Consider the following 26,981-nt stretch of genomic DNA (forward strand, 5'->3'; position numbering starts at 1 on the left):
ATTGTAACAGCGCCGGCGGGCAGGGGTTTTTTACGACAGAACTTACGCCTCAATAAGCTGTCGCGCATTTAAACTGTATATTCAGGGCGGGCGGGACGCCCAACCCCTACTCCCCACAAGACTTTAAATTTTTTTGACATACAATTTAAAGGCAGAACAGCTTACCAAAGAAACCGGGTTTTGTACCAAAATACACAGGTTTCCCGATCGGGCAAAAAACCCGGTTTCTGAATCCCCGCAAGCCCTAGGCGAAAATACTTTGCAACTACAAACTGCTTTTAATGTGACAGGGGCTTGAGTTTTGTTAAAGCCGATCGCGATATTGCTTAGGAGTCAAACCGACAATTTTGCAGAATGTCTTACTAAAGTGACTTTGGTCGTGAAATCCCACTTGCTGGGAGATATATTTTATTGATAACTTCGGTTTTTTCAACAACTGTTTTGCTTTTTCAATTCGGCACTGGGTCACGTACTGATGGGGCGTGACTCCAGTCGATTGTTTAAACATACGGCTGAAATGATAAGAACTAATGTTCACTAAATTAGCAAGTTCACTTAAGTGCAAATCTCGGTTTATGAATTCATTAATGTAGTGAATAACTAGCTGCAATTGACCGGGGTCAAGACCGCCTCCCACATCTCGCCGATTAGGTTTTTTCGCGCCATAGCGGTGCAGTATGTGCAGTGAAAGCGCGTTTTTCAGTGCATCGACATAAAGAGTACCGTTTAATCCGCCTGATTCCAGTTCGGTTTTGAGAGCCCAGGCAATTCCGTGAACCAACGGATCGCGGGTTTGCCATTGCGGTATAATTTCAATGGAATTTGAATTGATCGATTCGCCAACTGTATTGTCGAAGTCGGTAGGTTCAAGAGCGATCGCCATAAATTCATAGTCTGCGGCTGCAACTGACTGGAAATAAGTACCAGCAGCAGCGATGAACATCTGCCCACTTTGCCACGATTCGCTACCGCAGTTTTTCCCGTTCACTGTTCCTTTTAGTGTGGCTGAATTGAGCATCAAGCCAACCGTGTGCTGTTCGAGACAGTGTTCGGGACATTCGTTTGGCGGCTGAGAGTGATATTCGACATGAATTCCTTGCCACTTTGTGCCGTGACTCGACAGGATTGCGGGGCGCGGGAGAATCACTTTCATCCCGTCTGTCTTGGCAAAATCAAGAATTAAAGGTTTCTGTGGGGACATAACTGGCACCGACTGGACGAGTTGCTATTTTGTAGTTGACAACTCCTCGCCGTTCTACGGCGAGGATTCTTCTAAACATCCGAGTGCCTTCGGGACTGACCGTCGGGAAACAAATCTGAGTTAAATCTGCAACAGGGTTCCGAGCGTACAAACCTAAAATACATAAAATGTAATACTTACTGGTATTTTACAGAAAAATCATGCACAGACGAGTTTTCCAGATTGCTATTGTACTTTGCCTCCAAGTCGTCCTAGTTCTAGGTGGGTGGGCGCAGCCTGCGGCGGCGCTGACTCCTGAACAGCAGCTATTGAGCGAAGCTTGGCGAATTGTCAATCGCTCTTATGTGGACGACAGCTTCAACTCTCAAAACTGGTGGTCGATTCGCCAAAAAGCTGTCAAGCAACCGCTTAACGACAGACAGCAGACTTACACGGCGATTCAGGGGATGCTGGCCAATCTCGACGACCCCTTCACTCGACTGCTGAAACCCGAACAGTACCGCAGTTTGCAGGTCAACACTTCGGGAGAATTGACGGGTGTGGGGCTGCAAATTGCGATCGACCCCCAGACAAATACCCTGACAGTGGTGGCTCCTTTGGCCGGCTCACCGGCGGATAAAGCTGGTATCCAACCCCTCGATCGCATTCTGAAAATTGACGGCACTCCTACCTCAGAATTGAGCCTAGACGAAGCAGCAACTCGAATGCGTGGCCGCATCGGCACTCCCGTTACCTTGACCTTGGGGCGCGAGGGGAGGGACGCTGCTGAGGACATTGAGCTAGTGCGCGATCGCATTGCTCTGAATCCGGTTTACGCCGAATTGCAGTCGGCGTCGGAGAATTTGCCGGTGGGCTACATTCGCTTGAGTCAATTCAGCGCTAACGCCACTGAAGAAGTCGCTCACGCGATCGACCGCTTGGAAAAACAAGGAGCCGCCGCCTACATTCTCGACCTGCGGAACAACCCGGGCGGACTGTTGCAAGCAGGGATTGAAATTGCCCGCTTGTGGCTCGATTCCGGGACGATCGTCTACACGGTCAACAGACAAGGCATTCTCGGCAGTTTTGAAGCCTCTGGACAAGCCCTAACTAACGATCCGCTGATTGTTTTGGTGAACAAGGGAACTGCCAGTGCTAGCGAAATTTTGGCGGGTGCGCTGCAAGATAACGGCAGAGCTCAACTGGTAGGAGAAAAGACTTTTGGCAAAGGACTGATTCAGTCCCTGTTTGATTTGTCTGACGGTTCCGGGTTAGCCGTGACTGTTGCTAAGTACGAGACACCGAACCATAAAGATATTAACAAGCTGGGGATTGCGCCCGATCGCGTAGTGCCTTTGGAACCCATCGCGCGCGATCAAATCGGCACCGCAGCAGACTTGCAATATCAAGCTGCACTGCAACTACTGAAAGAAAAAACCGTGCTGGCAAAGTCAGTATAAGCCTGAGTTTAAAGTTTTGAGATTGCAATAGGTGACAATACGCAGGTCTGTCTGTCTCTGCGTTTGCTTCGCCACGACAGACAAGAATCATCCTAAAAACTGCTTCGTGAAACTTATCTAAACTTGTCTAAACTCATTTTTAGACACAATTCGAGTTCACTTCCTACGCTGTTGGGTAGACGGCTAATCCCAAGATAAGTAGGCTATTCCCCTCAAGCCGAGGGTTCCCAATTTAAAATATTCAAACTTGCGTTAAAATCCCGATCCAAAGATATGCCACAAGTAGGACAGTCAAAAGTCCGAACGCTTAGTGGCATATCTTTTTTTGTGCCACAATTTGAGCATGTTTTCGTACTAGGGAACCACGGGTCTACTAGCACTAAACTAGCTCCATACATTTGGCATTTGTAGTCGAGCTGACGTTTGAATTCGTAAAATCCCAGGTCAGATATTGCTCCAGCTAACTTATGATTCGCCATCATTCCTTGAACATTCAAGTTCTCAATCTTAATTAGCTTGAAAGTTTTAGCTAGGTAAGTTGTTAACTTGTGAAGGAAGTCTAAGCGAATACGAGCGACTCGTGCATGGATCTGACTAATTTTGTTGTAGGTTTTGCGCTGATTTCGAGAGCCTTTTACCTGTTTAGATGCTTGGCGCTGTAAAGTAGCAAGCTTGGTTTTCGCTTGCTTTAGCGGCTTTGGTGCATCAAAACTCTGTTGGGTTGATAGCGTGGCCGCATACTTGATGCCGACATCAATTCCCACAGAACCTTCAGACTGCCCACCGGGCAGGCGCTCTGCATCAACACAAAAGGAAACAAACCAGCGATTCCCTTCTTTTGAAACCGTAAAAGTTTGAGAAATAAAACCACATTCTAACGGCTCAAAAAGTCGAAAAGTTCCCAACGTAGGAATCTTGATAGTGCTACCAGCGACTAACAAAACTTTACCGTTAGATGAATCAACCGTAAAAGATTGACCGTCTCGGCGGCTGGCGAACTTCGGATGACCTGCTTTCCCCGAACGATATCGACTAAAAGCATCTTTTAAGTCAATCAAAGCGTTTTGATAAACTCGGCTAGACAACTGGTTCATCCAAGCAAATTCAGACGTTTTCTTGACGTGATTGGTGAGAACCTTCTTGACTTCGTTGAGTACCTTCGAGTCGGTAAATTTCCCCTCACTGTACATTTGAGTTCGCAGGCTCAACCCAAAATTGAAAACTACGCGCCGGAATCCTGCGTGTTTTGCCATCAACGTCGCTTCCTTGTTATTTAATTTTAGCGCCCGCTTGACAGCAAACATGAAACTTCCTCTCGGTGATTAACTGTGAATAAGTTTAGCAAAGTATTTGGCACTTAAGTTTTGCTCTTTTATTCAAAACTGATATCACGTCCGACAGATTCATCTGTCATTGTTCGCTGTGCGAACCAATGACATAAAAGAATGATGCACATCGGACGTGATATCCAAACCCAAAACAGCCCTTCCCTTAAGGTTGGGGGGTTGATTCCTCGGCGTCGGGCACCTCGGCTTCTTGCAAAATCACCGGACGCTGCTGCGGGTCAGCTTGGTTGCTTTGCTCTTGCATCACAGTTTTAGCAAGACTAGGGTCAAAGTAGCGGTTAAAGTCCGATCGCGACTGATTTACTCGCCCTTGGGTAAGATTGACTTCAGCTTGGATTTCGTGCAATTTTTCTTGCACCGCCCGGTAGTGAGGCCAAAGCTGAAGCAAAGCAGAAGTGGCACAGACTGAAAGTACCATGTTGACTGCCAACTTGACCCCTGTTTCGGCCGCGAGGGTTTGGTGAGGGTAGGAACGCTGGCGGCTGCTGTTGCGACGAGGAGTAACCCGAGGGGAGTTTTTTACAGGACGCAGTGGGGTAACGGTGGGTTGAATCGCTTGCATAATTTTTTTTCAAATACCTGAGACTGACGTTTTAGAGTTCAACAGAGCAAATTCTGAGCTTAACGCACACTCGCCGCTGTTTGTCAGGGTGCTGACAGCCAAAATTGTTGAGACAAAGGTGACGCCTTAAGACGGAATTTTCCCATAAAAATGCCTGCCCTTGCAGTCTCGTCTTGCGGAACACAAACAATCTACTGCACTGGGGCAGCAATTGTCTGTATCTGTAATGCGAGAGATTTAACTGGTCAGGCAGGCGTTTTGCAGTTCGCAACTGGTGTCTGGAAACTATTTGTACAGTTCAGTTGACAACCGGAAAGCCAAGATTCCGGGAATCAAAGCAATTACGAGCGCTACGTAGACTTGGGTATCTGTTAAAGACATATTCGCAAAACTCCTTTTCGCGGGGACGAGCTTTCACTAATTTGAGACAAATTGGCGCTTTTGGGAATCATTTGTTACAACTTGCAACACAAATGCTGCCTCCGGGGAGGAGTGGGGCAGTAGCGCAGTGGCGCAGTGGCGCTGTTTTTGAGTGTCGGAGGGGGAGAATTTTTCCTTGTTTCCTGGGACTGCTTCCTTCCGACGTTGTTGGGACGATCGCCTCGCACAGAACTACCGCGTTAGGTTAAGATTTAACTAATGCGAATGGGAAGTCTTGCGCTCTACCGAAGGTGAGCGTCGGGATGAAAACGCAGCCCGAAAATAAATTGAGCGAGAGCGAATCAATATCCTTTTTGTGCGCTATGATAATTTTATCGGTATTCTGCAACCTTGATAAATGTATAAAGCTTACAAGTACAGAATTTATCCCACAGATGAGCAAGATGTCTTGCTTGCAAAGTCTTTTGGCTGTGCGAGATGGTTCTGGAACTATGCTTTGAATCTATGTCAAGAAACTTACAAGAATACTGGCAAAGGACTATCTAGGGCATACATACAAGGCTTGCTCCCTGCACTCAAAAAAGAATACGAATGGTTAAAAGAACCTTATTCTCAATGCTTGCAGGTGGTTGCATTGAATTTATCTACTGCCTACAAAAACTTCTTTGACAAGATGGCGATGCTGCCCAAGTTCAAAGCCAAGCATGGCAGGCAGTCGATCAGCTACCCTCAAAATGTCAAATTCGACGGTGACTATATCAACCTACCTAAGATTGGTTTAGTTTTCTGTCGGCGACATCGTGATTTTGAGGGCGATATCAAGACCGTTACCGTATCTCGCAACCCGGACGGTAAACATTTTGTTTCTGTTTTGATTGACGATGGGAAAGAACAGCCTGAGTTAGTCCCAGCAGATAAAGCTATTGGCATTGACGTAGGGTTAACTCATTTTGCGATTACCAGTGATGGTTCTAAGTTCGGCAATCCCAAGTATTTCGTCAAACGTCAACGAAACTTAAAACGTAAACAACAAAAGCTCGATCGCAAAAAGAAAGGCAGTCAAAACAGGAAAAAGGCAAGACGGGCGGTGGCAAAAGTTCACTCCAAGATTGCCCGATGCCGGGAAGATTTTCTACAAAAGCTATCCCGCAAGATAGTTAACGAAAACCAAGTTATTGCAGTAGAAAATCTCAATATCAAAGGCATGGTCAAGAATCATAATTTAGCCAAAGCCATTAGTGATGTTGGCTGGGGTATGTTCTGCACAATGCTTAAGTACAAGGCCCAAAGTGAAGGTAAACAATACATTGAGATTGATCGATGGTTTCCTAGCTCAAAAACTTGTCATGCCTGCCTAAATCAAGTTGAGCATCTCACTCTTGATGTTAGGGCATGGACTTGTAAACATTGTGGTACTCATCATGACCGTGATGTAAATGCAGCCCTCAACATTAGAAATGAAGCCTTGCGGATTTTGGCGTTAGGAACTAGCGCTTCTGCCTGTGGAGGGGATGTAAGTCGATCTGGCAAAACTTCGGTTTTGTTGGACGCGCCGCCCCGTTGAATCAGGAAGCCAGCGCTGTACCAATGAAGTGGTCAGCGTCTGGTAGTTCACGTGAAGGTGACACTAATGTTAGACAGAGCGGGTAATTTGCGCTGCGCTCGACCCTTGCCAATTTTAGGTGCACAAAATAGTTAATGCTAGATCAATTTCTCGACGCTTCACCCAATTTTGGAGTTGACGGCTTTTTATTATTGTTGGTTTTGGTGGCTTTGGAGGCTGTACTTTCGGCTGACAACGCGATCGCCCTGGCGTCTATTTCTAAAGGTTTAGAAGATGCCAAGGATCAGCAAAGAGCTCTCAACTTGGGTTTGATAATTGCTTTTGTACTGCGGATCGCCCTAATTTTAACGGCTACTTGGGTGATCCAATACTGGCAGTTTGAGCTGCTTGGTGCTCTCTACCTGCTGTGGCTTGTTTTCCAACATTTTACTTCAGAGACAGACTCCGAAGGAGAACATCACGGGCCCAGATTTGCGTCTGTGTGGCAAGCAATTCCCATGATTGCTTTTACGGATTTAGCGTTTTCATTGGATAGCGTTACTACTGCGATCGCTGTGTCTGACAACACTTTTATCGTCGTAACAGGCGCTACTATTGGAATTATTGCCCTGCGATTCATGGCCGGGTTGTTCATCCGCTGGCTGGATGAGTTCGTTCACCTAGAAAGTGCTGGTTACATCACAGTTGGGTTCGTGGGAATGCGGTTGTTGGTGAAAGTAATTAATCCCGATTTAGTTCCTCCGCAATGGCTGTTAGTTTCCAGTATTGTCTTGATGTTTATCTGGGGATTTTCTAAGCGTACTCCTGAGTCAGTCGAGATTGCAAAATCTCTAGAAATGGCTCTCACTCAGCCGGATTCAGAAGTTGCACTGCCGGAATCGCAAGGACAAAAGTCCGAAAATTAACATACTTTCATTTGAATAAAATTAGCTTAAATCTGTCAAGCCCACAAGATTGAAGGCTGGTCAAAACGTGCAAAAGCCTTTCATCCCCAGACTAAAGTCACCGGGATGAAAGGCTTTTATGTTGTAATATTGTTTCCGATACTTTTTTGCTAACATTTGCTAACAAATACATAAGTTGAGATCCTATCTCAACCAAGGCGTATCAACCGATGCCCGTAGAAATTTCTACAAGCACTTATATTCTTGCCTTCAGCTTGGTTATCGCTTACAGCCCCACGCCAATCTGATTATTTGCTTTGATAATGTAGAGGCAACTTATTTATATAGCGGTTGCGTACTACCAAGGTTTTTCACCTACATCTGAGTGGCTAAATTCATTCTATATGACATGAAGACCAGAAGGCAAATGTAAGTGATTGTTAGCAAATGTCAGAAAAAGTCTTACTGTTAATCAACCTTCAGTAGCCGATCGAACTTATGGAACTAAACTTGGCCCTATGGGAAGGCAGTTACCAAAATCAGACTCAGCAATGGTTACGGTGGTGGGATAGCGAGGGGAATTTGTTGCTGACGGGGTTGGTGGTATATTGGCGATCGATCCAGATCTGATTTTAGCCTTGGTGGTTGCTGTATTTTTTGAGGCTTTAGGGAAATAAGGCGGGCGAGGGGAAGGAGTTGCAGGCGATCGCATTCACCTGTCGGGAAAAAATGTAACCTTCCTGTTGAGTGGCTGCAAATAACCTTTTCTACATAGGGCAACGGTTTGAGATTCTTTTTGCGAGATGTCTATTAGCAATTAGTCCTTAGCTATGACCTAGGCTTACCGACAAAGAAAGCTAAGGGAGAATTATCACCACAAGATAACCGAACTTTAGAACCAATGGGAAAAACATTTCCTGTGGTTGTGAGGGCATATAACTTTTCGCCCGAAGGTGTTTTTAAACAATAACGATTTTCTCTACCTAAAAACTGACGATCGCAAACCACAACAGCCGAATCTTCATCTAAGTATAAACTCAAGTCTTCCTGCCGGATCATCAATTCTCCTTCAGTAGAAACATCACAAGGAACTTGTGAAGATGAATATCCTTTAACAGCAAAACAACCTACTTCTGTTTCCCAAAAATCCTGCTTCAGCGATGCAGACACAAAATTAGCTTGCGTCACAAACTCAGCCACAAATCTAGATGCTGGTTCTTGATAAACTTCCTCTGGAGTGCCAAACTGTTCTAATTGGCCTTGACGCATCACCGCTACCCAATCTGAAATCGAAAGTGCTTCTTCGCGATCGTGGGTGACAAATACACCAGAGGTTCCCGTTGCTTTGAGAATCTCGCGGACTTCCTGACGCAATCTTAACCGTACCTGTACATCTAAATTACTCAATGGTTCATCTAGTAAAATAATCGCAGGTCTAGGGGCTAAAGCACGGGCCAGGGCCACTCGCTGTTGCTGACCCCCGGATAATTCATGGGGATAACGGTTTTCTAATCCTTCTAATCCCACCAATGCTAATGCTTCGGTGACACCTTTCTGAATATTATGCTTTGACTCTTTTCCTTGATGCGTCAAGCCAAAAGCTACATTTTTGGCGACCGTCAAATGGGGGAAGAGTGCATAGTCTTGAAACACCATACCAATGTCTCGCTGTTCCGGCGGCACTGACATATTAACACTGGCTACAGTTTTTCCTGCTAGAGCGATCGTCCCTGCTTGTAGCTGTTCAAAACCCGCAATTAACCGCAGCAACGTTGTTTTCCCACAACCCGATGGCCCCAACAACCCCAGTATATCTCCTTGATGTAAGGTCAGGGTGACAGATGCCACCGCAGGTGATGCTGCTTGGGCATACTGTTTTGTTACACCATCCAAATGCAGAATTATCGGTCGAGCCATTATTGCTATAAATAATCAACAACTTACTATTCTACAATAAACCTGTTTAGTGATATAAATTGTCAGAAAGACTTGACAAATGTTTACACCTACTGATAAACTAGCAAGCTAGACAATTTACTAGCGATGAAAAATTCCCAACAATCACTACAAAAAACAGCAATTAGGACAATCCAATGGCGATCGACCTTACGCGGCTTATCCGCTAGTGGGTGGACGCTTGCGGTTATTGCTTTAGCATTGCCGATCGCCATACCAGTTTTCAGTGTCTTATCCAGTATCTTTGTGGAAGCTAAAGATACATGGCAACATCTAACCGATACAGTTTTAACTCGTTATATCATCAACTCTTTTTGGTTAATGATCGGTGTAGGCTTTGGTGTTGTCGTGATTGGGGTAGGATGTGCGTGGCTAGTAACAATGTGTCGCTTTCGGGCCAGTCGCGTATTTGAATGGGCATTACTGTTACCCTTAGCGGCCCCAGCTTATGTGCTAGCTTATACTTATACAGACTTTTTAGAATTTTCAGGCCCAGTTCAAAGTGCTTTGCGTTATATTTTTGGCTGGAGTTATGGAGACTATTGGTTTCCTAACGTGCGATCGCTCCCTGGAGCAATCTTAATGCTAATCTTAGTTTTATATCCCTACGTCTACCTATTAACAAGAGTTGCCTTTTTGGAGCAATCAACTTGTACCCTAGAAGCTAGTAGAATACTCGGCTGTAGCCCTTGGCGGAGTTTTATGACAGTTGCCTTACCAATGGCTAGACCAGCAATTGTTGCAGGTTTAGCACTGGCTTTGATGGAAACTCTCAACGATTATGGTACTGTTCAGTATTTTGGAGTTGATACATTCACCACAGGTATTTATCGGACTTGGTTTGGCATGGGAGAACGAATTGCTGCCAATCAATTAGCTGCCCTGCTATTATTATTTGTTCTGGGTTTAATTTTACTAGAACGCTGGTCTCGAAGTCGGACTAAATATTATCAAGCTAGCAGCCGCTATCGCCAACTACCAACTTATCAACTTAAAGGAATCCGGGAAATTTTAGCGGTAATGGCTTGTTTCCTGCCGCTGTTTTTTGGTTTTTTATTGCCAGCAGGTCTTTTAGGCAAGTTGACTTTAGCTAATTGGCAAGTCACTTTAGATGAACGTTTTTGGATCTTTGCCCGTCATAGTTTAATTTTGGCAACACTGACAGCAATATTAGCCGTAGTTATTGCCTTGATTATGGCTTATGGCTTACGGTTATATCCTAATTTAGGAGTGCAGTTAGGAACTAGAGTTGCGGCAATGGGCTATGCTGTACCTGGTTCTGTGATTGCAGTGGGGATTATGGTTCCCATTGGAAAATTTGACAATCTATTTGATAGTTGGATGCGTGAAAACTGGGGAATTTCTACAGGCTTGTTGTTAAGTGGTACGATCGCAGCTTTGGTATTTGCCTATATAGTTCGCTTCCTAGCTGTTTCTTTAAATGCCGTGGAGTCAAGTTTGAGCAAAATCAAGCCTAATTTAGATGATGCGGCGAGAAGTTTGGGTTATAGCCCGATGCAAACTTTAGTTACAGTTCATACACCAATGATGACGGGAGGTTTACTAACTGCCATGATGTTAGTATTCGTTGATGTAATGAAAGAGTTACCTGCTACTATAATTATTAGACCTTTTAACTTTGATACCTTGGCTGTGCGAACTTATCAACTTGCCTCAGATGAGCGATTGGCGGAAGCTTCTGGCCCAGCCTTGGCAATTGTTTTAGTGGGGATGTTACCGGTTATTTTATTAAGTTGGAAAATTGCGCGATCGCGCAAGTCTTCAACACTATAACCGCCAAATCTCTTCCCTGCTTGCACAGGTGATTGATTCTTTTAAAGCTATAGTCCGACAGGGGTTGAAACCCCTGTCTCATAGCGAAACTCGTCTGAAGACGACTATACAGCTAGGATTTCAGTCGGTTTCAACTCACATCTTGCACCACTCTCAATTACTTGTTTAGGAACAGGCTTTTCGGCCTGTTCCACAAGAAAATCTACTGTTTGTGGAACGGGCATCTTGCCCGTTCTTGACAATGGTGCAAGATGTCGGTTTCAACCGACTTTAGCTATTAGACAGGGAATTTATTCCCTGGCGGGTTTCAGGAGAATGTATCAACCCTTCTTCCATCTTCTTTTTTCCTTCATAAATTAAGATGATTAATAAAAACTTAGCAATGTTTAACCGCACTACTGGCACAATCTCCTTCTTACTGCTTACTATTTTTGTCACCTTTGGATGCCAAAAACAGGCGGCCAGCCCTCTCGAAACATTACAAAAAACTAAGCAATGTCCAGGATGTGACCTGACTGATACTAAGTTAAGTGACATTGATTTAACAAGTGCTAATCTCAACGGTGCTAAGTTGGAAGGTGCTATGCTAGAAAATGTCAAACTTAATGAAGCCTTACTCGATAGCGTCAATCTCAAAGGTGCAAATTTAAAAGCTGCTTCTCTGGAAAAAGCAGGTTTATTTTCTGCTGATCTCACAAATGCTGATTTGAGTAATGCAAATCTCAAGGGGGCTTTTTTGCGAGGGGCAAAACTGAATAATGCCAATCTTAGTAATGCCGATTTAAGTGAAACTGACTTAAATAGTGCTGATTTGACTGGGGCAAACCTGAAAGGGGCCAACCTGAAAGGCGCTATCATGCCGGATGGTAAAATTAAAAATTAAAGTTTATGGGATTCGGCGGTTTCAACCGCCGAATCACAAAGAGTAGCTTCTTGTTCAAAAAGCCTCTATTTCCATCCTGCCCGATCGGCAACCTTTAAAGCTTCGGGGTTATTTTTCCCAAACACATCAGGGTTGAGAGGGTCAGATTTGAATGTACCAAAACTTGCCACTACAGGATCGATCGCCACACCTGAAATCACAGGGTATTCGTTATTACTCCTAGCAAAAATTTGTTGCGCTTCGCGACTGGCTAAGTGTTCCAAGAATTTGGTCGCGCCTGCTTTGTTACGGGAGGTTTTGACTACACCTCCACCACTAATATTGACGTGGGTACCGCGATCGCGCTGGTTCGGGAAAAATACACCTACTTTCGCCGCGATCGCTTTTTCTGCTGGATCTTTCGATTTCATTAAGCGAGCTACATAATAGGTATTAACAATGGCAATATCGCCTACCCCATCAGCAACAGCCTTGATTTGCGCCGTATCATTTCCTTCTGGAGGACGCGCAAAATTAGCCACCAATCCTCGTGCCCAAGCTTCTGTTTTTTGAGCTCCATGAACCGCTAACATAGCCCCAACCAGAGACTGATTATAGATATTAGTGGACGATCGCACTAAAACTTTGCCTTTCCACCGAGGTTCTGTCAGCGCCTCATAGGTTGACAATTGGGTCGGGTTCACCTTGCTTTTGTTATAAACAATCACCCGTGCCCGGCGCGATAGACCAAACCAGAAACCTTGAGGATCTCGCAAACTTGCTGGAATTGCCGATGTCAGGATTGTTGAAGAAACAGGTTGCAGAATACCTGCTTGTTTGGCCCGCCACAAACGCCCACCATCCACCGTGATGAAAACATCAGCGGGGCTATTTGCACCTTCACTTCTGATCCGTTCAATTAGTTGGTCAGCATCCGCCTCAACGAGGTTAACCTTGATCCCAGTTTTTTTGGTGAAGCTTTGGTACAACTCATTATCAGTGTCGTAGTGACGTGCTGAATAAAGGTTGAGAGTCCCGGTTTGGGCTGCGACAGGGGCTTTTTTGCTTAGTTCCCCCACGGCCACGACAGCCATTGCTGTACCGCTGGCAAGAAAAATACGCCGAGAAATGCTCATTGTTCTATAATGATAGATTTTTTCATCTGGTAATTGACACGATGGTCTCTCTACAGCCATCTATAGTCAGTGCTTTACTATATTAATGCAAGTAATTCTTATTTGATGATCGAGATCGTAACTATTTTAGGGCTGACGCACTGCTGGTCAATCGATTTTAGATTTTAGATTTTAGATTTTAGAGGCGACCCCACGGATAAATGCTCTTTCTTGAGGATTTTCGATTTTCGATTTTGGATTGATTCCACGGATAAATCACGTGGCGGGTACCACCTTTGAAATTCGTGGTCAGAAATCCGGTCTCGACTTCGCTCAACCGGCAATTTTTTTTACGCAAAGACTTTTTTATAAGCTGTCGGGCATCTTGCGTTGTATTTTTCGGGCGGGCGGGACGCCCAACCCCTACTCCCCACAACAATTTCATCTGAGATGTTGCACCATTCTCAATAAGCCTTTTATGAACAGGCTGGACGGCCTGTGAAGCGAGAAAACTCATTCTTTGTGGAACGGGCCCCAGAGCCCGTTCTTGACAATGGTGCAGCATCTGAGATCCTACGGATTATTTGTGTCTAATTAGCTCGTAAATTTCCACATAGTCTTTAGCTGGATAGTTCCACGAATTGTCACAATTCATGCCTTGAAGCATGAGTTTTTCAAATTCATCATGATAGTCATACCACAATCCGATCGCGCGATCGAGCGCCGACTCTAAAGCGTAGTAGTCGCTTTGGTAAAACACGTAACCGTTGCGTTCTTCCGGGAGGTGGCGGGTGTCGTAATCTCGATCGAACACAGTATTCACCAAACCGCCAACTCCCCGCACCACAGGAACAGTGCCGTACCTCAACCCGATCATCTGAGTCAGCCCGCAGGGTTCGTAATTACTGGGAACCACAATCATATCCCCACCGGCGTAAATTAAGTGCGACAGTTCCTCATTAAAACCTAGTTCTAAATGGCAGTCTGGATTATCATTTAAAAACTGTCTTTCGTGCTGGAAATGCGCGTTAATTCCGGCTTCCGTCGCGGAGCCCAAAAGCACGAATTGCGCTCCCTTACTCAGAGAGTAATAAATTGCATGGTGGACGAGATGAACGCCTTTTTGGTCGTCCAAACGACCGATAAAGGTAATAATAGGCTTGTCAGCATCGCGCAGTAACAGCCGATCGCGCAAAGCTTTTTTAGTTTTGGCTTTTCCTGCCAAATCCTCCTGATTGTAGTGGTGAGGAATATAGCGATCGCCATCGGGATTCCAGACATCATAATCAATGCCGTTGAGCACGCCGCGAAACTTCTCTTGATATAAATGCAATGTGTGGCCCAAACCGTAGCCACACTCGCCGAGGTGAGCTTCCCAAGCATGATGCGGCGAAACCGTGGTGACAAAGTTCGAGTAAACAATGCCGCCTTTCATAAAGTTGATAGCAAAAGGGTTAAAGTTATCTCGGAGGCGATCGTAATCAAAATAATAATCCGGTCTGTGCAAACCCGTTGCTTGCAAAATATCGCTACCTCCCATGCCTTGATGTTTGAAATTGTGAATGGTATAGCAGACTCGCTGATATTCCATCCAATTGTATTTGTAAATTTCAAACAGCAAGACTGGCACCAAACCAGTTTGCCAATCATGACAGTGAATCACATCGGGACGTTTGTTGCTTCTGAGCAAAAATTCCAAAGCGGCTTTGCTGAAAAATGCAAACCGCATATTGTCGTCATTGCACCCGTAATAACAGCCGCGATTAAAAAAGTTATCTTGAGAGCGAGGTTCGATGAAAAAACACAACTGCCCGTGCACCCAGCCGCACAACACATCGCAGAGGATTTCGCCGCCGTACCAGGGCACAGCCAAATCCCGGTAGGCCTCGTGAAGTCCCCAAATGTGGTCGTACCTCATGCAGTCGTACTTCGGTAGAATAATCTCGACGCAGTGGCCGGAATTCTGTAACTCCCGACTCAAGCCGTAAACTACGTCGCCCAAACCCCCTGCTTTGATGACGGGGGCGCACTCTGAGGCAATTTGTACTATGTACATTTTTTTTTGTCGCTCCTGGATGAATCAAAAAGATATTTTCTTAACATGACAAAGTATATGGTTTCTCGCCAAATAAGCAAGTAGGCCATTGGGAATACAGGGCGATCGGGCTCCCAGAAGCCGAATTTGCGGCGGTTGCGATCGGCGATATCGTTTCGGCATTGCTGCAACTCGATCGCAAATTCCGCAAAACATAACTCATCTTCTCACATTTGTCAACTCAATCTTTTGAGTCAAATCGCCATTTGTCTCGTCTAGTTCCGAATAGCGATCGAATAACTCACTCAAAGCTTCTTCTCCAACAATTTCTCCATTACTGACAAACTTCTCTACCTCCACCGAACCATCACTCAAAAATTCAATTTCCCACCGTTCCCCAGGTACAGCTACAATTACCATCAGAGCTTCATCGCGATGATGCGCTAAACTGTAATCGATAGCCTGTTTTTGCAATTTTTGCAAAAATAATATTACTTGGTCAAATCCATTATTTTTCATCTATCAAATCTCCGATCGCTCAACAATTTGCGAACCATCTTAAAGCCGGGGAGATTTTCTTCAGCACCTCTTTCTATTTGCTCCCATATCATTTCGCTAAATTCTTCCCAACTTGGCGAATTTGCCGGAAGCTGTGCTTGTTTTCTACTACCTTTTTTACCTTTGAGAATCTCAGACACTTTCATGCCTGCAAATTTGTGTGCGATGTTTCTTCCTCCTTATCTTACATAAATCCCACTCATCATTCTCATACCGCTCGACAAAAATGCAACAACTTATCCCAAACCCATAGCATCATTTTCACATACTAATAATTTACCTTTCCCCTGATAATACCAAACATAACCCTCTCCACCGCCTTTGCCAAAATGACCTAATTTTCGATAATCTTCTTCAATCCCCTTGGTAAATCCTTTCACCAAATCGCAATCAGCTATCAAAGTTTCACCTTGTTTGAGTTCGACAACCTTAGCCGGTGAATTTGTAGCAGCTACAACTATAGCTTTTTGCTCGCGCAAAGCTGTAACAGCAATTCTCCACCTACCGTCATTAGAAGCAGCCACTTGTCGGAATTTCAGTTTTTTAGCACCGATAACTACATTGTCCGAACAAAACTGAAATACACCATCATCAAATTCCCACTGCTCTGCATCCAAAAGCTCGATCGGCGTATAATGCAGGAAATTCCCTTTTTGTCTCGGTTCCAGTTTCACCGTACCAGTTCCTTGATATACGGGAGCGTTGTAGTCCATTTCCGTAGTCAACGATACCCACATATCTTTTAAACGGTTATCCGTTTTATAAACACCGGAAGTCAATTTTCCCATACACCAATGCAGCGCACCTTTTTGAATAATCACTCCCGAATTGTTCAAGTGAATTTCCGCTTGCTGAACCAACGGAATATTTTTAGTTGGATGGTAAAACTTGTTGGTTTCTTTATTGATGTTATTTTGGACGTACCACAAATCCGTCGGTTCCAAAAGCTTGATTTCGTATTTCATAATTTACCTCGCCTATTTACGTGAAATGTGTTAAACATTTTACCCAAGATTAGGAGCTTCTGCGCTCCCGGACTTATCTTGGGTAATTTATCTTTTGCAGACATCCTCTGCTACTGTTAAAGTATCTAGCTATCTTAGCAATAGCAGACAGCGCCCCTCCACAATTGTTGAGAAAAATTTATGCCTGCGATCGCACAATCTCCCAATTTACCCATTTTACAAGAAATCAACTCAGGATTACCCCATATTTGCGGCTCCGAAGCAGAAATTAATGCCGCAGCCAATAGCAACGAACCAATCTTTCTACCTACCACAAATCTGCGCCTGGAAAATATTCAAGCCGGATTCGCCTGCGCCCTGCATATGCACCAACCCACCATTCCTGCGGGTGCAAACGGCGAACTGATCGGCAATCTCCAGCATATGTTTGAACATCCCAACCAAGGAGACAACCACAACGCCGCAGTCTTTGCTTGGTGCTATTCTCGCATGGGAGAATTTATCCCCCAACTGATTGCCGAAGGCTGCAACCCGCGAATTATGCTCGACTATTCGGGCAACTTATTGTGGGGATTGCGCCAAATGGGACGCGACGATATCTTTGATAATCTCAAGCGGATTACCTGCGATCCTCAATATCAACCTCACGTAGAATGGCTGGGGACAATGTGGAGTCACGCCGTCATTCCCTCAACTCCCATTCCCGACATCAAACTCCAAATTCAAGCATGGCAACATCATTTTGCCGCTATCTTTGGCATTGATGCCCTGAAGCGCGTCAAAGGTTTTTCGCCCCCAGAAATGCACTTTCCCAATCACCCAGATACACTTTACGAATACATCAAAGCTTTGAAAGAATGCGGCTATCGCTGGCTGATGGTGCAAGAACATTCTGTAGAAAATCCAGACGGTTCGGGATTGTCGCAAGACCAAAAATATATTCCCAACCGTTTAGTTGCCCGCAATTCTCGCGGCGAAACAATCAGTATTACTGCTTTGATTAAAACCCAAGGTTCAGATACGAAATTGGTCGGTCAAATGCAGCCTTATTACGAAGCCAAAGGACGCAATAAACAGCAAATTGGCAATATCACAGTCCCTTCTTTAGTTACTCAAATTGCCGACGGCGAAAATGGCGGCGTGATGATGAATGAATTTCCCAGCGCTTTTGTCAAAGCTTGGCACGAAAACCGCGAACAAGGCGGGGGAAAATCCGGCGTTGTCGGTTTAAACGGCACTGAATATTTGGAGATAATTGAAGCGGCGGGTGTTAATCCTGATGATTATCCCATTTGTCAAGGGGTTAACCAGCACAAAATCTGGCATCTAGTCGATGCTGATAGTGCGACGCCGGAAAAAGTGGAAAGTGCGATCGCCCAACTCAAGCAAACAGACCATAATTTTCACATGGATGGTGCTTCTTGGACTAACGATTTAAGTTGGGTGAAAGGCTACGAAAATGTCTTGGAACCGATGAATCTACTCAGCGCTGCATTCCACAAAAAATACGATGCGCGGGTGCAGCAAGATGCCACCGTTACCAAGCAGTTTGAATACCAGCAAGCTTTGCTGTACAATTTGTTGCTGCAAACAAGCTGTTTTCGCTATTGGGGACAGGGAACTTGGACTGATTACGCGCGGGAACTTTACAACCGCGGCGCTGCTTTAATGAAGTAAGAAAAGTTCGCAGTTGCGGTGTGGCAAAAAACCCGCAACTGCGAACTTTACCAAATTTTACAAACAAATAATTCCAGTGCACCCGGATTTTATATCAACCCTATATTCGCTGATTGCCTCGCATCTTAGAGCAAACTCGATAAAAAACAGTATCTATTGTAACTTTTTAGCTACAGAAGTCAAGATTTTCTCTTAAATCTTACTTTAGGCATAACTAATATTACTAGGAAAAATTTGATTGACTTCTCTAGATGTCACTAAATTCAGTAAATTTTTGGATTGTGGAGAACTTTGATACTGTGATAATCTTGGGAAATAATCTCACCAAACTTCTTTTAAATCAGCGTAGGCGCTACTGCCATACTCTTAGGATAAAGCAATAAGCTGTCACGCATTTAAATTGCATATTCAGGGCGGGCGAGACGCCCACCCCACAAGACTTAGATTATTTTTTGACATTCAATTTAAATGCACAACAGCTTAAGGAGGACAAGCATCATGACTATAGGAGAATCCAGTGACAACAATGCCGTTGAAGTAGATGGCATTCGGTTTGAAACAATCCTGTCAGACCGTCTGTGGACTGTCCCGATAAAAAGAACTAAGCTGTGTTGCATCTAGATTGCCTATGGTACTAGAGAGGGAGAGGGGGAGAAGGGGAGAGGGGGAGAGGATTTGACGATTTTTGATCGGGACTCGAAATATACAATTTAAATGCACAACAGCTTAAGCAAGACGATCATACATCTGTAGTGTTAGGTTTTTCCATCACTAACAATACTTCAACTCCCTATTATTTTAGTTTTTTCCAATTTCTTCCAGAAATTATAACATCAGATGGTCAAAATATTAATCCTGGTTATCAGGCAGATGGAGTAGGAGTACCTGACGAATCCGATCTTCACTTAACTATGCCGGGAAAGTCTGTAACTTTTTCTCAAACCGCTCAGTGTTATTGGGAGCGAAGATATCCAAAAATAAAAAGAAGGCCGGATAGAGATTTAAGACTTTTTATGCCTTTTACCAACCGTGAATATTGGAAATTTTATCTACCATCTACGGGGAATTATTCGATTAGATTCAAATACGAAGTAACTAATGCGGCAGTAAAAGGTTATGACGAATTAATAGATAAACAGTGCTTAAAAATGGTATGGGTGGGGCAAGTCTTTACCCCTTTCATAGACTTTTGCATAGTGCAACCAGTAACCACAAAGTGAAAATGAAACTAATTAAGGATTTACGCCTAATAATTAGCACTTCGTATAAACATAACTGATTGAGGATACATAATGGCCACCACACAAACGATCGTAATGTTTTTAGCAACACCCTTGTTAGTTGCATTCACGAGTCAAGAGGCTATGGGTTTCAGCCTGAGTTTTGCAGCAAAAGGAGCGCGAGATTTATACCTTCCAACTCAGTCTATCACTTATATGCAAGGGAATTTCGGTTTTTTTCTTTAATTATTTGATAATCCCGATGGCGATGAAGTATCTTTTGCGGTTTTTATTAGCTTTAGTAATGGCTGCGCTCCTGGTAGTAACCTATGGAAGTATACAAGCTGTTGGCAATGAAAATTCAAAAGTTGAAAAGGTAACAAACATGGCATCTAGAAAATCTAAGCGCAGCAATAACGTTAAACAAGATGGCCTCCAACTGAAAGTGGAATTGCCAGAAATTGTGGCACTATCTATCCCCGAAAACAAGCCCGGTGTCACTGCTGAATTCAGCTTTACTGTCAGCCTGACTAATAATACACCAGCCCCTATTCCCTTGGCTATAGATTATGATGCTTTAATTCCAGAAATATTCGGACCAGATGGTCAAGCACTGCACCGAAGAGAACCGATAAATAGGCAAGTTGGGAACGGAGAATATCATGGCTCGTTAGTTGGGGTCAGACAGCAGATATCCACCTCTATGAAGGGAAGACTGTCTTGGCAAAATAATTTACTTCAACTGATATTACATCGCCCCACCTACGATGAAAGCCCTATTGATCTCGATAAATCTTGGTCTTTTGATACTCTTGGGCCAGGGGAATATCAGGTTCGATTCACTTATGAAACTCCGACTGGGACAATAGTATACACGAATCCCTTCACTGTTTTTAATATTAAAGAACTACTAGAGGGAAAAGAAGTGCCGCTAGAGAGAATAGAAGTAGCTGGGACAGGTCAGTTGGTAACTCCCTTAGCTAATTTTCGCCTACTTCAACCTGTTGGGTTGAATAACAGTGCAGTGGAAGTAGATGGTATTCGTTTTGAAACTTTCATACCGGAGCCATTCTTAACTGTGCCAAATAAGAGTGACAATTCATACCAATCTGTGCAGATTGGTATGCGGATTACCAACAACACGCTAACCTCATTTTACTTCAGCTTTTATGGCAGTTTTGCCCCAAGTCTTGTCATACCAGATGGTCAAATATTGCGGGGAGGCTATATTAGCGACTGGATGAGAGGGCCTGAAGAATCTGATTTTCTGTTAGTCACACCTGGAAAAAGTGTGACACTTTTTCCAGATATCGACCTCTCCTGGAGGAAGTGCGACCAACTTTCGCTTGGTGTCTCTGACGGCAGTGGTGGTGCATGGTCTTTTAACGAACTCAAGCCAGGTATATATCACTTCCGCTTCCGGTATGAAAATATCAGTAATACCATACAGAAGAAAAACCTTGCAGGGCAGTCGATCACAAGTCGGCCAATAGAAAAAGTTTGGACTGGGCGGGTGGATACTCCCTTTGTTGAATTCCGTATAACCCAGCCTTGAATGGCGAATCACTATTTCTTTTTGTTTAATTTCCCAAACAGGTAAAAACAATGCAAGTCAGAGACTTTTTTTTCGTATTATCAACTAGCTTAATAGCCACGCTTTCCTGTCAATCTAGTAGTGCGTTTACTCTCACACAGAATCGTGGACTATTCAATTACATATCTGAGTCTGAGTTGCCCAATGGAAAAGGCTATACTTCTTTAAATGTACTAGATCCAGATGACCCTTTTAACTTAAGTAAGGCTAGCCCCTTCGTTAGCGAGATAAAACTAGGAGGTAGAAACAGATTCCTAGAAAACTTAAGAATAGTTTACGGAGAAGAAGGTTGGACTTTTAAGAAAGGACAGAATTTAAAAGGGAGTTTTAATGTCAAGCTTCAGTACCCATGCGGTATTAAGACTAATTGCGGTCAGGGTACTAAATTAACCCCAAGTGAGGGGGGAATTGGCTCTGCACTTAGTTTGATTTACCGTCCCGGTACAAGCAAAAGACAGCCTAATCCTGACCCTAAAAATAGCAAAAATTTACTTTATTGGATTCAGCGCGTTACTACTAACTACCCAGGAAGCGATAAAATTGGACCAGTCGGTGCTACGATAAGCTATATTGACAACATTCCTCTTCGGGGGCCGAATGAGGGGAGAAATAGTCTCGCTCCATACTATGGTTCAGGCGATCCTCTGAAGCCAAATGGTTTATTTGAAGATCGCCCCTTTCGCCCCTATGAAATCACAAATTTAAATCGAAATTATTTCTGGACTGCGGAACTTTACCTAGCTCAAGCGAATCCCAAGAATCAACAAGAAGTCACGATTTATAACGGAGTCAAATGGGGTTGGGTGTACGAGTATTTTCCTGATAAAAATCCCGTTCCCGTCCCAGCTCCCGTTCCAGTGCCTGCTCCAACTCCAGTTCCAGTTCCCCAGGAAATTTGCCCACCACCACCTGGTTTCTTTAATAACAGCGGTAGCGTGATTATCGCCAGCAGCAGCAGCGGTGGTGGCGGGATAGGTTGTGTCACACCATCGCCGTCACCATCACCAACACCAAAACCATCACCGGCTCCCATCCCCAGTCCGCGTCCAGCCCCCAGCCCTCGTCCAGCGCCGAGCCCGCCTCCAGCACCCAGCCCTCGCCCAGCCCCCAGCCCTCGCCCAGCACCGAGCCCGCGTCCAGCACCCAGCCCGCGTCCAGCACCAGCACCAACCCCACGCCCAGCACCCACCCCTCGTCCAGCGCCAGCACCGAGTCCGCGTCCAGCACCAGCACCCCGTCGGGGTGGGCGTCCGATTCGGGCGGTTCCCATTTCTGCGATATCAAACGCTAATGCCCAGAGCTTGCGAAAAAGCTCACTTTTTGAGAGCAGTAGCAAAGCTAACACTGACTACTTAACAGCAATCAGCAGCGACTTACTCGAAGACCCAGAACTATCATCAACAGACAATAGTTTGAACAATGTCAACGTAGCAGGCGTCAGTCGTGATTTGCTGGAAACTCCAGAACTATCATCAACAGACAGCAACGAAAATCAAGTAAGTTTAGCCGGCATCAGCAGCGACTTACTGGAAGACCCAGAATTATCTTCAACAGACAGCAACGAAAACCAAGTAAATTTAGCCGACATCAGCAGCGACCTACTTGAAGACCCAGAATTATCTTCAACAGACAACGATGAAAATAACGCAGATATAGGAGGCATCAGTGCCGACTTACTTGAAGACCCAGAACTATCTTCAGAGGATAACAAGGATAACGAAGTAGATTTAGCAGGCATCAGTGCCGACTTACTTGAAGACCCAGAACTATCGTATCTTGACGATACTCTCACCGCAAAAACTCCAAAAGTCTCATCTAAAAACACCGACGACGACGCCCTCCCCGCAGAAGCCGTTCCCGAACCAACTACAGCATTAGGAACTTTATTTGCCCTCGCTGTATTGCCTGTAATTAAAAGACTCAAAAACCGGAAAAACAAAGAGTAATGAAAACCCTCTACACCCTGCTATATGCCCTCAGCATCATCCTCATCAACCCTTCGGGAAGCAGCCGGGCCCTTATCTGGACTTCCCCCAAAGTATTAATTATTTGGCTAATAGTAGGAGTCAATCTCGCCCTCTTGTGGGAACAAAGAAAAGCCCTAACCATTCCCAGACAGTGGAAAATCTCGCTAATACTGTGGACAATATTTCTATCAATCGGAGCTATCTCCACTCTACAAAGTCCTTTTCCCTTAACCTCTTTCTTCGGTCAAGACCAAATGGGAGATGGCTGGCTGTACTGGCTGTTAATCGCTGCCTTCACCCTGAGCAACAGCTTGCTCTTAACCATACACCCGCAACTCATAAATTCCCAATTCCAAGGACTGCTAATTGGCGGCACGATCCTTTCTCTTAGTATCTTCCCCCAAATCATCGACTGGCGGATCGACTACACCGCCACAATGGGGCAAATTATCCGAGCAGATGTTAATGTCAGCAGCATATTTCAAGGGCAGCAACCCATAGGATTGTATTCCCACAGAGGCCACGCAGCCATAGTTTTAGCATTAATAATAATTACTGCTCTTGTCGGTTGGTTTTCGAGATTTATCACAACTAAATTAACTGCAATTACTTTAATTTTAACTGTTCCCGCGCTGCTGCTAACATCTACCCGAAGTGCTATTTTAGCTTTGATGGTTGCCAGTGCCTATTTGCTGAGACGCAAATATTACAAAATCCTTGCAGGAATTGCTCTGAGCGGTGTAATTGCTATTGCCATCATGACTGTCACCAGACCCCTAGATTGGAGCAAACCTTCGATCGCACAAGTCATGTCTAGCCGATCGCCGATGTGGACTCTCTCAGCCCGTGGCATCAAAAAACGCCCGCTATTTGGATGGGGATTTGACGGTTTCGGCATTGCCTATCCCTACATCCGAAATCCTCAAGTAACTCCGATTGTTGTAAATTTAGACGAGTTTACTTACGACTATATTAACATAAAAGCTGAAATCAGCACTAGAGAAATTCCTACTTACAAAGCTCACAATTGGATTCTGGATACAACCCTATCAGTTGGCATCTTAGGGCTGCTTGCTGGCATTGCAGTTTGGGGATATTATGTATGTTTAGCCATGAATTCGTATCTGCGCGGTATTGAAGCAGTTGCTATTGCTTATTTCATTTTTACTTTCACTTGGTTCGACTGCGCTCAATACGCACATATTGCTTGGTGGATCATGAGTCTCGCCGCAGTTAAATCCGCTTCTGCTACTCGTTTTTCTCGTTTACGATCGCAGTCTGGGCAATTACCAATTACTAATTAGCAATTACCCATTCCCCAATCTTACATTTCCTGCATCAACCGCAAATAATTCTGCCGCATCTGCGTCATATTTTCCATCATTCTATTAGCCATATCTTTCTCAACATCGCTCATTTGTTGCCAAAATAAAGCCGATCTCCTCGCCATAATTGCTTCTTCCCAAAGCATCTCCAAAAGTTGCGCCGCCATTGGGTTTTCAGCATCGATAATCCCACACAATTGCTCGAAGGCCCGGTTGGCTTCGGTGTGAGTGCTAACATCCTGAACCAGGCTTAGGCATTTTTTCAGTTGTACGATCGGATTTTCAGAAGAGTAAGCCATAATTTCACTAAGATAAGCGACAAAATTTACAATGATACCTTTGACATTACTAGAGTTTTGACACTCCCCGGCAGACCAGCGCGGGGATTCTTAAGACAGCAATTTGAGTCTTAAAGGCGATGCCAAAGCACCTCTACCGATTCCACTTAGATCTAGTCCAAGCATTATCGCTACTTTTCTAGCAATATTTGCACAACCATTACAATCTGCATTGATTAGCCAACCTTGAGCCGTTCTGTACAAACCGCGCTTAATTCGTTTGCCACTAGGAAGCCACCCTTCGGGTTTTTCGCCAAATTTAGGTAGCAAGTCATTATCGACAAACGAAGCTTTGGAAGAATATGATTCTTCAGCTTCAACAAACCTTAAACCGTATTGCTCGCACAGTTGAGCTATTCTATCTTTCAGTCTGCCCGTAGGGATTTGCACAAACTTTTGATTAGTTTTGCTTCCCATATTGACAGACTCTTTTTGTCCTTTGTTCCAGCCAAAAATAACTGTACCGATTTGGTTGTCTAAGCAGTGCTGAATTACTTTTCTTGCTGCTTTGTTGACGGCATCTCGCATTTGGCGATTACGTTTTTCAGTTAAGCCTGCCAATCTTTTAGACCAGTAGCCGTTGGCTTTCCCTTTCATGAGAAAAGCAACCCGTTTGTTATATCCTTGATTGAGGGACTTGAGATGTTTGCCGTCAACGATAAAACTTGTGCCGATATTGCTCAAGCAGGTTAGCCAGTTGTCTATTCCGTGGTCAATTGCTAAGCATTTGGCAGGGTCTACATTCGCTTGGACATCCTCTGTTTTGTAAATCAATTCCAAGTAGAAACAGCAATTCCGGGGAAGAATGCGATACTCTCGAATTGTTGTAAAATCTAGATTAGATGGCATTGGTAGGAAAAACGCATCTAACCAGAACCACGCTTTAACCTTGCTCAAGAGAGGAAATCGCAGCATCCCATTCTTAAGTTTTACGGATCTTCCTGTAAACGTTACAAGTGCCATTCCACCTTTACGGTATCCCGGCAATTTAGGGTGTTGCGTAACCGTTCCATTTTTGATTCCTCTGAGTAAGCCCATAAAAGACTTAAAAGACTCTGCTACCCCTGTTAGAATTTGCTGAGCTGTATCTGAATAGAACGCTTGATAGTGCAGGTTTCTATCTTCAGTTCCCAAGACTTTATGTAGCTTAGCCCGGTTCGGAATCTTGCCAGTTTTAAAGTATATTTGGCGAGAATAATAGATACCGCAATTAGTAAGCTTTGCCGACTCGGAACACAGATATTCAAGAATCGCTTGAATGCTTGAATCAGCTCGAATTAGATTTTGTTGACAACCAAACATTGCTGAATCCTCCTATAATTTATAGTACAGCAAAAAGCAGGACAATCTATTAATAAATATTTAGATTTTATATTAAAAAGGCGAAGAAAAAACCGGCCACTGAAGAAGGGGCTTCAGACCCAATAATTTGGTGACACAGCCGTACAGTTCCCTACATACCACCGCCAAGGCAAATCAATTCCTTGAGAAATCCCGATCCGCGTAGTTTGCACAAAATTTATTGTACCCTCCTCCACAGCTTGCTGAAATTCCTCGCTCCGGTGTTCCAATCGCAGCGGTTGGCCGGAACCCAAGGGAAAACCGCTTAAAGTTCGATCGATCTGCAGTACCTTACACAGTTTCCCAGGCCCGGCGGCGAGGCGCGATCGCTTCTTCTCAGGAATTGCAGCGAATTCTTGGGGAACCGCATCTAGCTGCAAAGCTCGAATCAGCACAGCACTAGCAACTCCCTCTGCATCCGTCACGACATTAAAGCAATGGTACATCCCGTAGATTAAGTAAACGTAGCTCATACCCGGAGGCCCGAACATCACCTCATTGCGAGGAGTTCGCTTTCGGTAAGCGTGACAAGCGGGATCTCCTGGGCCGTAAGCTTCGGTTTCGACAATAATTCCCCGAATCGTCTCGCCGTCAGGAAACTGCCGCACCAACGAACATCCCAGCAAATCTGGCGCTACGCTGGTAGATGGCCGCGCCAGCCAAAAAGATTCTACAATCTGAGTATTTGCACTCACTCAACAACAGCAGGTAAATTATGGACGTTAAGTTAGTTTTAGCAGTCTTGACAGCAGTTTTCACGGTTTGCTGTTTGTTCTTCGGCACAAAAAACGGATTCTACGATACTGACAAGTATCACGGTAATGGTTCTGCTCACTAATTTTAGGCGATTGTTAGTT

27 protein-coding genes and 1 pseudogene are annotated in these 26,981 nt (G+C 44.5%); 12 read left to right on the forward strand and 16 right to left on the reverse strand.

Annotation, left to right across the window (positions count from 1 at the left end; all coding sequences use genetic code 11):
* Positions 1-304: 304 nt before the first annotated feature.
* On the reverse strand, positions 305-1,201 hold the full coding sequence (locus QUB12_RS23015; protein ID WP_333142627.1) for an AraC family transcriptional regulator: 897 nt from the start codon (positions 1,199-1,201) through the stop codon (positions 305-307).
* A gap of 200 nt (positions 1,202-1,401) precedes the next feature.
* On the opposite strand from QUB12_RS23015, the gene ctpA reads away from it, so the two are divergent.
* Entirely contained in the window at positions 1,402-2,640 is a 1,239-nt protein-coding gene (gene ctpA, locus QUB12_RS23020; RefSeq protein ID WP_333101772.1) for a carboxyl-terminal processing protease CtpA, read from the forward strand.
* 212 nt (positions 2,641-2,852) lie between these two features.
* Here ctpA and QUB12_RS23025 read toward each other — a convergent pair whose 3' ends face one another.
* From QUB12_RS23025 to psaM, 3 genes are all read right to left on the reverse strand, one after another.
* On the reverse strand, positions 2,853-3,944 hold the full coding sequence (locus QUB12_RS23025; protein WP_333142630.1) for an RNA-guided endonuclease TnpB family protein: 1,092 nt from the start codon (positions 3,942-3,944) through the stop codon (positions 2,853-2,855).
* A gap of 187 nt (positions 3,945-4,131) precedes the next feature.
* Positions 4,132-4,548: a slr1601 family putative cell division protein gene (locus QUB12_RS23030; protein ID WP_333142631.1), complete on the reverse strand. Its 417-nt coding sequence runs from the start codon at positions 4,546-4,548 to the stop codon at positions 4,132-4,134.
* A gap of 285 nt (positions 4,549-4,833) precedes the next feature.
* Entirely contained in the window at positions 4,834-4,929 is a 96-nt protein-coding gene (gene psaM, locus QUB12_RS23035) for a photosystem I reaction center subunit XII (protein WP_015174804.1), read from the reverse strand.
* 397 nt (positions 4,930-5,326) lie between these two features.
* On the opposite strand from psaM, the gene tnpB reads away from it, so the two are divergent.
* The 3 genes and pseudogenes from tnpB to QUB12_RS23050 form a co-directional block, all read left to right on the forward strand.
* A complete protein-coding gene (gene tnpB / locus QUB12_RS23040; protein ID WP_333142632.1) occupies positions 5,327-6,493 on the forward strand; it encodes an IS200/IS605 family element RNA-guided endonuclease TnpB in 1,167 nt (388 codons plus the stop codon).
* Between the two features lie 134 nt (positions 6,494-6,627).
* Entirely contained in the window at positions 6,628-7,398 is a 771-nt protein-coding gene (locus QUB12_RS23045; RefSeq protein ID WP_333142633.1) for a TerC family protein, read from the forward strand.
* Positions 7,399-7,887: 489 nt separating this feature from the next.
* A pseudogene (locus tag QUB12_RS23050) lies at positions 7,888-7,974 on the forward strand (Uma2 family endonuclease); the annotation flags it as partial.
* A 231-nt stretch (positions 7,975-8,205) separates the two neighbouring features.
* On the opposite strand, the gene QUB12_RS23055 reads toward QUB12_RS23050, so the two are convergent.
* Positions 8,206-9,294, reverse strand: coding sequence for an ABC transporter ATP-binding protein (locus QUB12_RS23055; protein ID WP_333308513.1), 1,089 nt, complete (start codon positions 9,292-9,294; stop codon positions 8,206-8,208).
* Between the two features lie 126 nt (positions 9,295-9,420).
* Here QUB12_RS23055 and QUB12_RS23060 point away from each other — a divergent pair, with 126 nt between their 5' ends.
* Both QUB12_RS23060 and QUB12_RS23065 read left to right on the forward strand, forming a co-directional pair.
* On the forward strand, positions 9,421-11,127 hold the full coding sequence (locus tag QUB12_RS23060; RefSeq protein WP_333308514.1) for an iron ABC transporter permease: 1,707 nt from the start codon (positions 9,421-9,423) through the stop codon (positions 11,125-11,127).
* A gap of 361 nt (positions 11,128-11,488) precedes the next feature.
* A complete protein-coding gene (locus QUB12_RS23065; RefSeq protein ID WP_333142636.1) occupies positions 11,489-12,010 on the forward strand; it encodes a pentapeptide repeat-containing protein in 522 nt (173 codons plus the stop codon).
* A gap of 65 nt (positions 12,011-12,075) precedes the next feature.
* Here QUB12_RS23065 and QUB12_RS23070 read toward each other — a convergent pair whose 3' ends face one another.
* The 6 genes from QUB12_RS23070 to QUB12_RS23095 all read right to left on the reverse strand — a co-directional run bounded on the left by QUB12_RS23070 (position 12,076) and on the right by QUB12_RS23095 (position 16,662).
* Positions 12,076-13,125, reverse strand: coding sequence for a Fe(3+) ABC transporter substrate-binding protein (locus QUB12_RS23070; protein ID WP_333142637.1), 1,050 nt, complete (start codon positions 13,123-13,125; stop codon positions 12,076-12,078).
* Positions 13,126-13,303: 178 nt separating this feature from the next.
* Entirely contained in the window at positions 13,304-13,621 is a 318-nt protein-coding gene (locus QUB12_RS23075) for a hypothetical protein (RefSeq protein WP_333308516.1), read from the reverse strand.
* A gap of 63 nt (positions 13,622-13,684) precedes the next feature.
* Positions 13,685-15,160: a glycogen synthase GlgA gene (gene glgA / locus QUB12_RS23080; RefSeq protein ID WP_333308518.1), complete on the reverse strand. Its 1,476-nt coding sequence runs from the start codon at positions 15,158-15,160 to the stop codon at positions 13,685-13,687.
* Positions 15,161-15,358: 198 nt separating this feature from the next.
* The gene (locus tag QUB12_RS23085; RefSeq protein ID WP_333142639.1) at positions 15,359-15,658 is read right to left on the reverse strand and encodes a hypothetical protein; all 300 of its coding nucleotides are present in this window, start codon (positions 15,656-15,658) and stop codon (positions 15,359-15,361) included.
* Positions 15,655-15,843 carry a hypothetical protein gene (locus tag QUB12_RS23090; RefSeq protein ID WP_333142640.1) on the reverse strand — a complete coding sequence of 63 codons (189 nt, stop codon included), beginning with the start codon at positions 15,841-15,843 and terminating at the stop codon, positions 15,655-15,657. Before QUB12_RS23090 ends, QUB12_RS23085 begins: the two co-directional genes overlap by 4 nt.
* A 90-nt stretch (positions 15,844-15,933) precedes the next feature.
* Positions 15,934-16,662 carry an AIM24 family protein gene (locus QUB12_RS23095; RefSeq protein ID WP_333142641.1) on the reverse strand — a complete coding sequence of 243 codons (729 nt, stop codon included), beginning with the start codon at positions 16,660-16,662 and terminating at the stop codon, positions 15,934-15,936.
* 180 nt (positions 16,663-16,842) lie between these two features.
* On the opposite strand from QUB12_RS23095, the gene QUB12_RS23100 reads away from it, so the two are divergent.
* The 3 genes from QUB12_RS23100 to QUB12_RS23110 all read left to right on the forward strand — a co-directional run bounded on the left by QUB12_RS23100 (position 16,843) and on the right by QUB12_RS23110 (position 21,114).
* Positions 16,843-18,339 carry a glycosyl hydrolase family 57 gene (locus QUB12_RS23100; RefSeq protein WP_333308520.1) on the forward strand — a complete coding sequence of 499 codons (1,497 nt, stop codon included), beginning with the start codon at positions 16,843-16,845 and terminating at the stop codon, positions 18,337-18,339.
* A 752-nt stretch (positions 18,340-19,091) separates the two neighbouring features.
* A complete protein-coding gene (locus QUB12_RS23105) occupies positions 19,092-19,559 on the forward strand; it encodes a hypothetical protein (protein ID WP_333308522.1) in 468 nt (155 codons plus the stop codon).
* Positions 19,560-19,722: 163 nt separating this feature from the next.
* Complete coding sequence (locus QUB12_RS23110; RefSeq protein ID WP_333308524.1) at positions 19,723-21,114, forward strand: hypothetical protein; 1,392 nt, start codon at positions 19,723-19,725, stop codon at positions 21,112-21,114.
* Positions 21,115-21,931: 817 nt separating this feature from the next.
* On the opposite strand, the gene QUB12_RS23115 is transcribed toward QUB12_RS23110, so the two are convergent.
* Together QUB12_RS23115 and QUB12_RS23120 are read right to left on the reverse strand one after the other, a co-directional pair.
* Positions 21,932-22,138 carry a hypothetical protein gene (locus tag QUB12_RS23115; RefSeq protein WP_333308526.1) on the reverse strand — a complete coding sequence of 69 codons (207 nt, stop codon included), beginning with the start codon at positions 22,136-22,138 and terminating at the stop codon, positions 21,932-21,934.
* Complete coding sequence (locus QUB12_RS23120; RefSeq protein WP_333308528.1) at positions 22,135-22,437, reverse strand: hypothetical protein; 303 nt, start codon at positions 22,435-22,437, stop codon at positions 22,135-22,137. Before QUB12_RS23120 ends, QUB12_RS23115 begins: the two co-directional genes overlap by 4 nt.
* 17 nt (positions 22,438-22,454) lie before the next feature.
* Between QUB12_RS23120 and QUB12_RS23125 the strand changes: the two genes are divergently transcribed.
* Both QUB12_RS23125 and QUB12_RS23130 read left to right on the forward strand, forming a co-directional pair.
* Positions 22,455-23,099 carry a hypothetical protein gene (locus QUB12_RS23125; protein ID WP_333308530.1) on the forward strand — a complete coding sequence of 215 codons (645 nt, stop codon included), beginning with the start codon at positions 22,455-22,457 and terminating at the stop codon, positions 23,097-23,099.
* Positions 23,099-24,424, forward strand: a complete 1,326-nt coding sequence (locus QUB12_RS23130) for an O-antigen ligase family protein (RefSeq protein WP_333308532.1) — start codon at positions 23,099-23,101, stop codon at positions 24,422-24,424. The genes QUB12_RS23125 and QUB12_RS23130 overlap by 1 nt, the downstream gene beginning before the upstream one ends.
* 20 nt (positions 24,425-24,444) lie before the next feature.
* Here the strand turns inward: QUB12_RS23130 and QUB12_RS23135 are convergent, their stop codons facing one another.
* The 3 genes from QUB12_RS23135 to QUB12_RS23145 all read right to left on the reverse strand — a co-directional run bounded on the left by QUB12_RS23135 (position 24,445) and on the right by QUB12_RS23145 (position 26,819).
* A complete protein-coding gene (locus QUB12_RS23135; RefSeq protein WP_006633230.1) occupies positions 24,445-24,744 on the reverse strand; it encodes a hypothetical protein in 300 nt (99 codons plus the stop codon).
* A gap of 90 nt (positions 24,745-24,834) precedes the next feature.
* Positions 24,835-26,085 (reverse strand): transposase, encoded by a 1,251-nt coding sequence (locus QUB12_RS23140; RefSeq protein WP_333308534.1) that lies wholly within the window; start codon positions 26,083-26,085, stop codon positions 24,835-24,837.
* Positions 26,086-26,198: 113 nt separating this feature from the next.
* Positions 26,199-26,819, reverse strand: coding sequence for a DNA-3-methyladenine glycosylase (locus QUB12_RS23145; protein ID WP_333308536.1), 621 nt, complete (start codon positions 26,817-26,819; stop codon positions 26,199-26,201).
* A gap of 20 nt (positions 26,820-26,839) precedes the next feature.
* Between QUB12_RS23145 and QUB12_RS23150 the strand changes: the two genes are divergently transcribed.
* Entirely contained in the window at positions 26,840-26,962 is a 123-nt protein-coding gene (locus QUB12_RS23150; RefSeq protein WP_006633228.1) for a hypothetical protein, read from the forward strand.
* Positions 26,963-26,981 lie beyond the last annotated feature (19 nt).

The sequence above is a fragment of the Microcoleus sp. B7-D4 genome (assembly GCF_036705125.1).
Lineage (GTDB): Bacteria > Cyanobacteriota > Cyanobacteriia > Cyanobacteriales > Microcoleaceae > Microcoleus.

Excerpts from the sequence above, each read along its gene's own strand:
- QUB12_RS23015 (WP_333142627.1), bottom strand. The coding sequence starts at position 1,201 with ATGTCCCCACAGAAACCTTTAATTCTTGATTTTGCCAAGACAGACGGG.
- ctpA (WP_333101772.1), top strand. The coding sequence starts at position 1,402 with ATGCACAGACGAGTTTTCCAGATTGCTATTGTACTTTGCCTCCAAGTC.
- QUB12_RS23025 (WP_333142630.1), bottom strand. The coding sequence starts at position 3,944 with ATGTTTGCTGTCAAGCGGGCGCTAAAATTAAATAACAAGGAAGCGACG.
- QUB12_RS23030 (WP_333142631.1), bottom strand. The coding sequence starts at position 4,548 with ATGCAAGCGATTCAACCCACCGTTACCCCACTGCGTCCTGTAAAAAAC.
- psaM (WP_015174804.1), bottom strand. The coding sequence starts at position 4,929 with ATGTCTTTAACAGATACCCAAGTCTACGTAGCGCTCGTAATTGCTTTG.
- tnpB (WP_333142632.1), top strand. The coding sequence starts at position 5,327 with ATGTATAAAGCTTACAAGTACAGAATTTATCCCACAGATGAGCAAGAT.
- QUB12_RS23045 (WP_333142633.1), top strand. The coding sequence starts at position 6,628 with ATGCTAGATCAATTTCTCGACGCTTCACCCAATTTTGGAGTTGACGGC.
- QUB12_RS23055 (WP_333308513.1), bottom strand. The coding sequence starts at position 9,294 with ATGGCTCGACCGATAATTCTGCATTTGGATGGTGTAACAAAACAGTAT.
- QUB12_RS23060 (WP_333308514.1), top strand. The coding sequence starts at position 9,421 with ATGAAAAATTCCCAACAATCACTACAAAAAACAGCAATTAGGACAATC.
- QUB12_RS23065 (WP_333142636.1), top strand. The coding sequence starts at position 11,489 with ATGATTAATAAAAACTTAGCAATGTTTAACCGCACTACTGGCACAATC.
- QUB12_RS23070 (WP_333142637.1), bottom strand. The coding sequence starts at position 13,125 with ATGAGCATTTCTCGGCGTATTTTTCTTGCCAGCGGTACAGCAATGGCT.
- QUB12_RS23075 (WP_333308516.1), bottom strand. The coding sequence starts at position 13,621 with ATGAGTTTTCTCGCTTCACAGGCCGTCCAGCCTGTTCATAAAAGGCTT.
- glgA (WP_333308518.1), bottom strand. The coding sequence starts at position 15,160 with ATGTACATAGTACAAATTGCCTCAGAGTGCGCCCCCGTCATCAAAGCA.
- QUB12_RS23085 (WP_333142639.1), bottom strand. The coding sequence starts at position 15,658 with ATGAAAAATAATGGATTTGACCAAGTAATATTATTTTTGCAAAAATTG.
- QUB12_RS23090 (WP_333142640.1), bottom strand. The coding sequence starts at position 15,843 with ATGAAAGTGTCTGAGATTCTCAAAGGTAAAAAAGGTAGTAGAAAACAA.
- QUB12_RS23095 (WP_333142641.1), bottom strand. The coding sequence starts at position 16,662 with ATGAAATACGAAATCAAGCTTTTGGAACCGACGGATTTGTGGTACGTC.
- QUB12_RS23100 (WP_333308520.1), top strand. The coding sequence starts at position 16,843 with ATGCCTGCGATCGCACAATCTCCCAATTTACCCATTTTACAAGAAATC.
- QUB12_RS23130 (WP_333308532.1), top strand. The coding sequence starts at position 23,099 with ATGAAAACCCTCTACACCCTGCTATATGCCCTCAGCATCATCCTCATC.
- QUB12_RS23135 (WP_006633230.1), bottom strand. The coding sequence starts at position 24,744 with ATGGCTTACTCTTCTGAAAATCCGATCGTACAACTGAAAAAATGCCTA.
- QUB12_RS23140 (WP_333308534.1), bottom strand. The coding sequence starts at position 26,085 with ATGTTTGGTTGTCAACAAAATCTAATTCGAGCTGATTCAAGCATTCAA.
- QUB12_RS23150 (WP_006633228.1), top strand. The coding sequence starts at position 26,840 with ATGGACGTTAAGTTAGTTTTAGCAGTCTTGACAGCAGTTTTCACGGTT.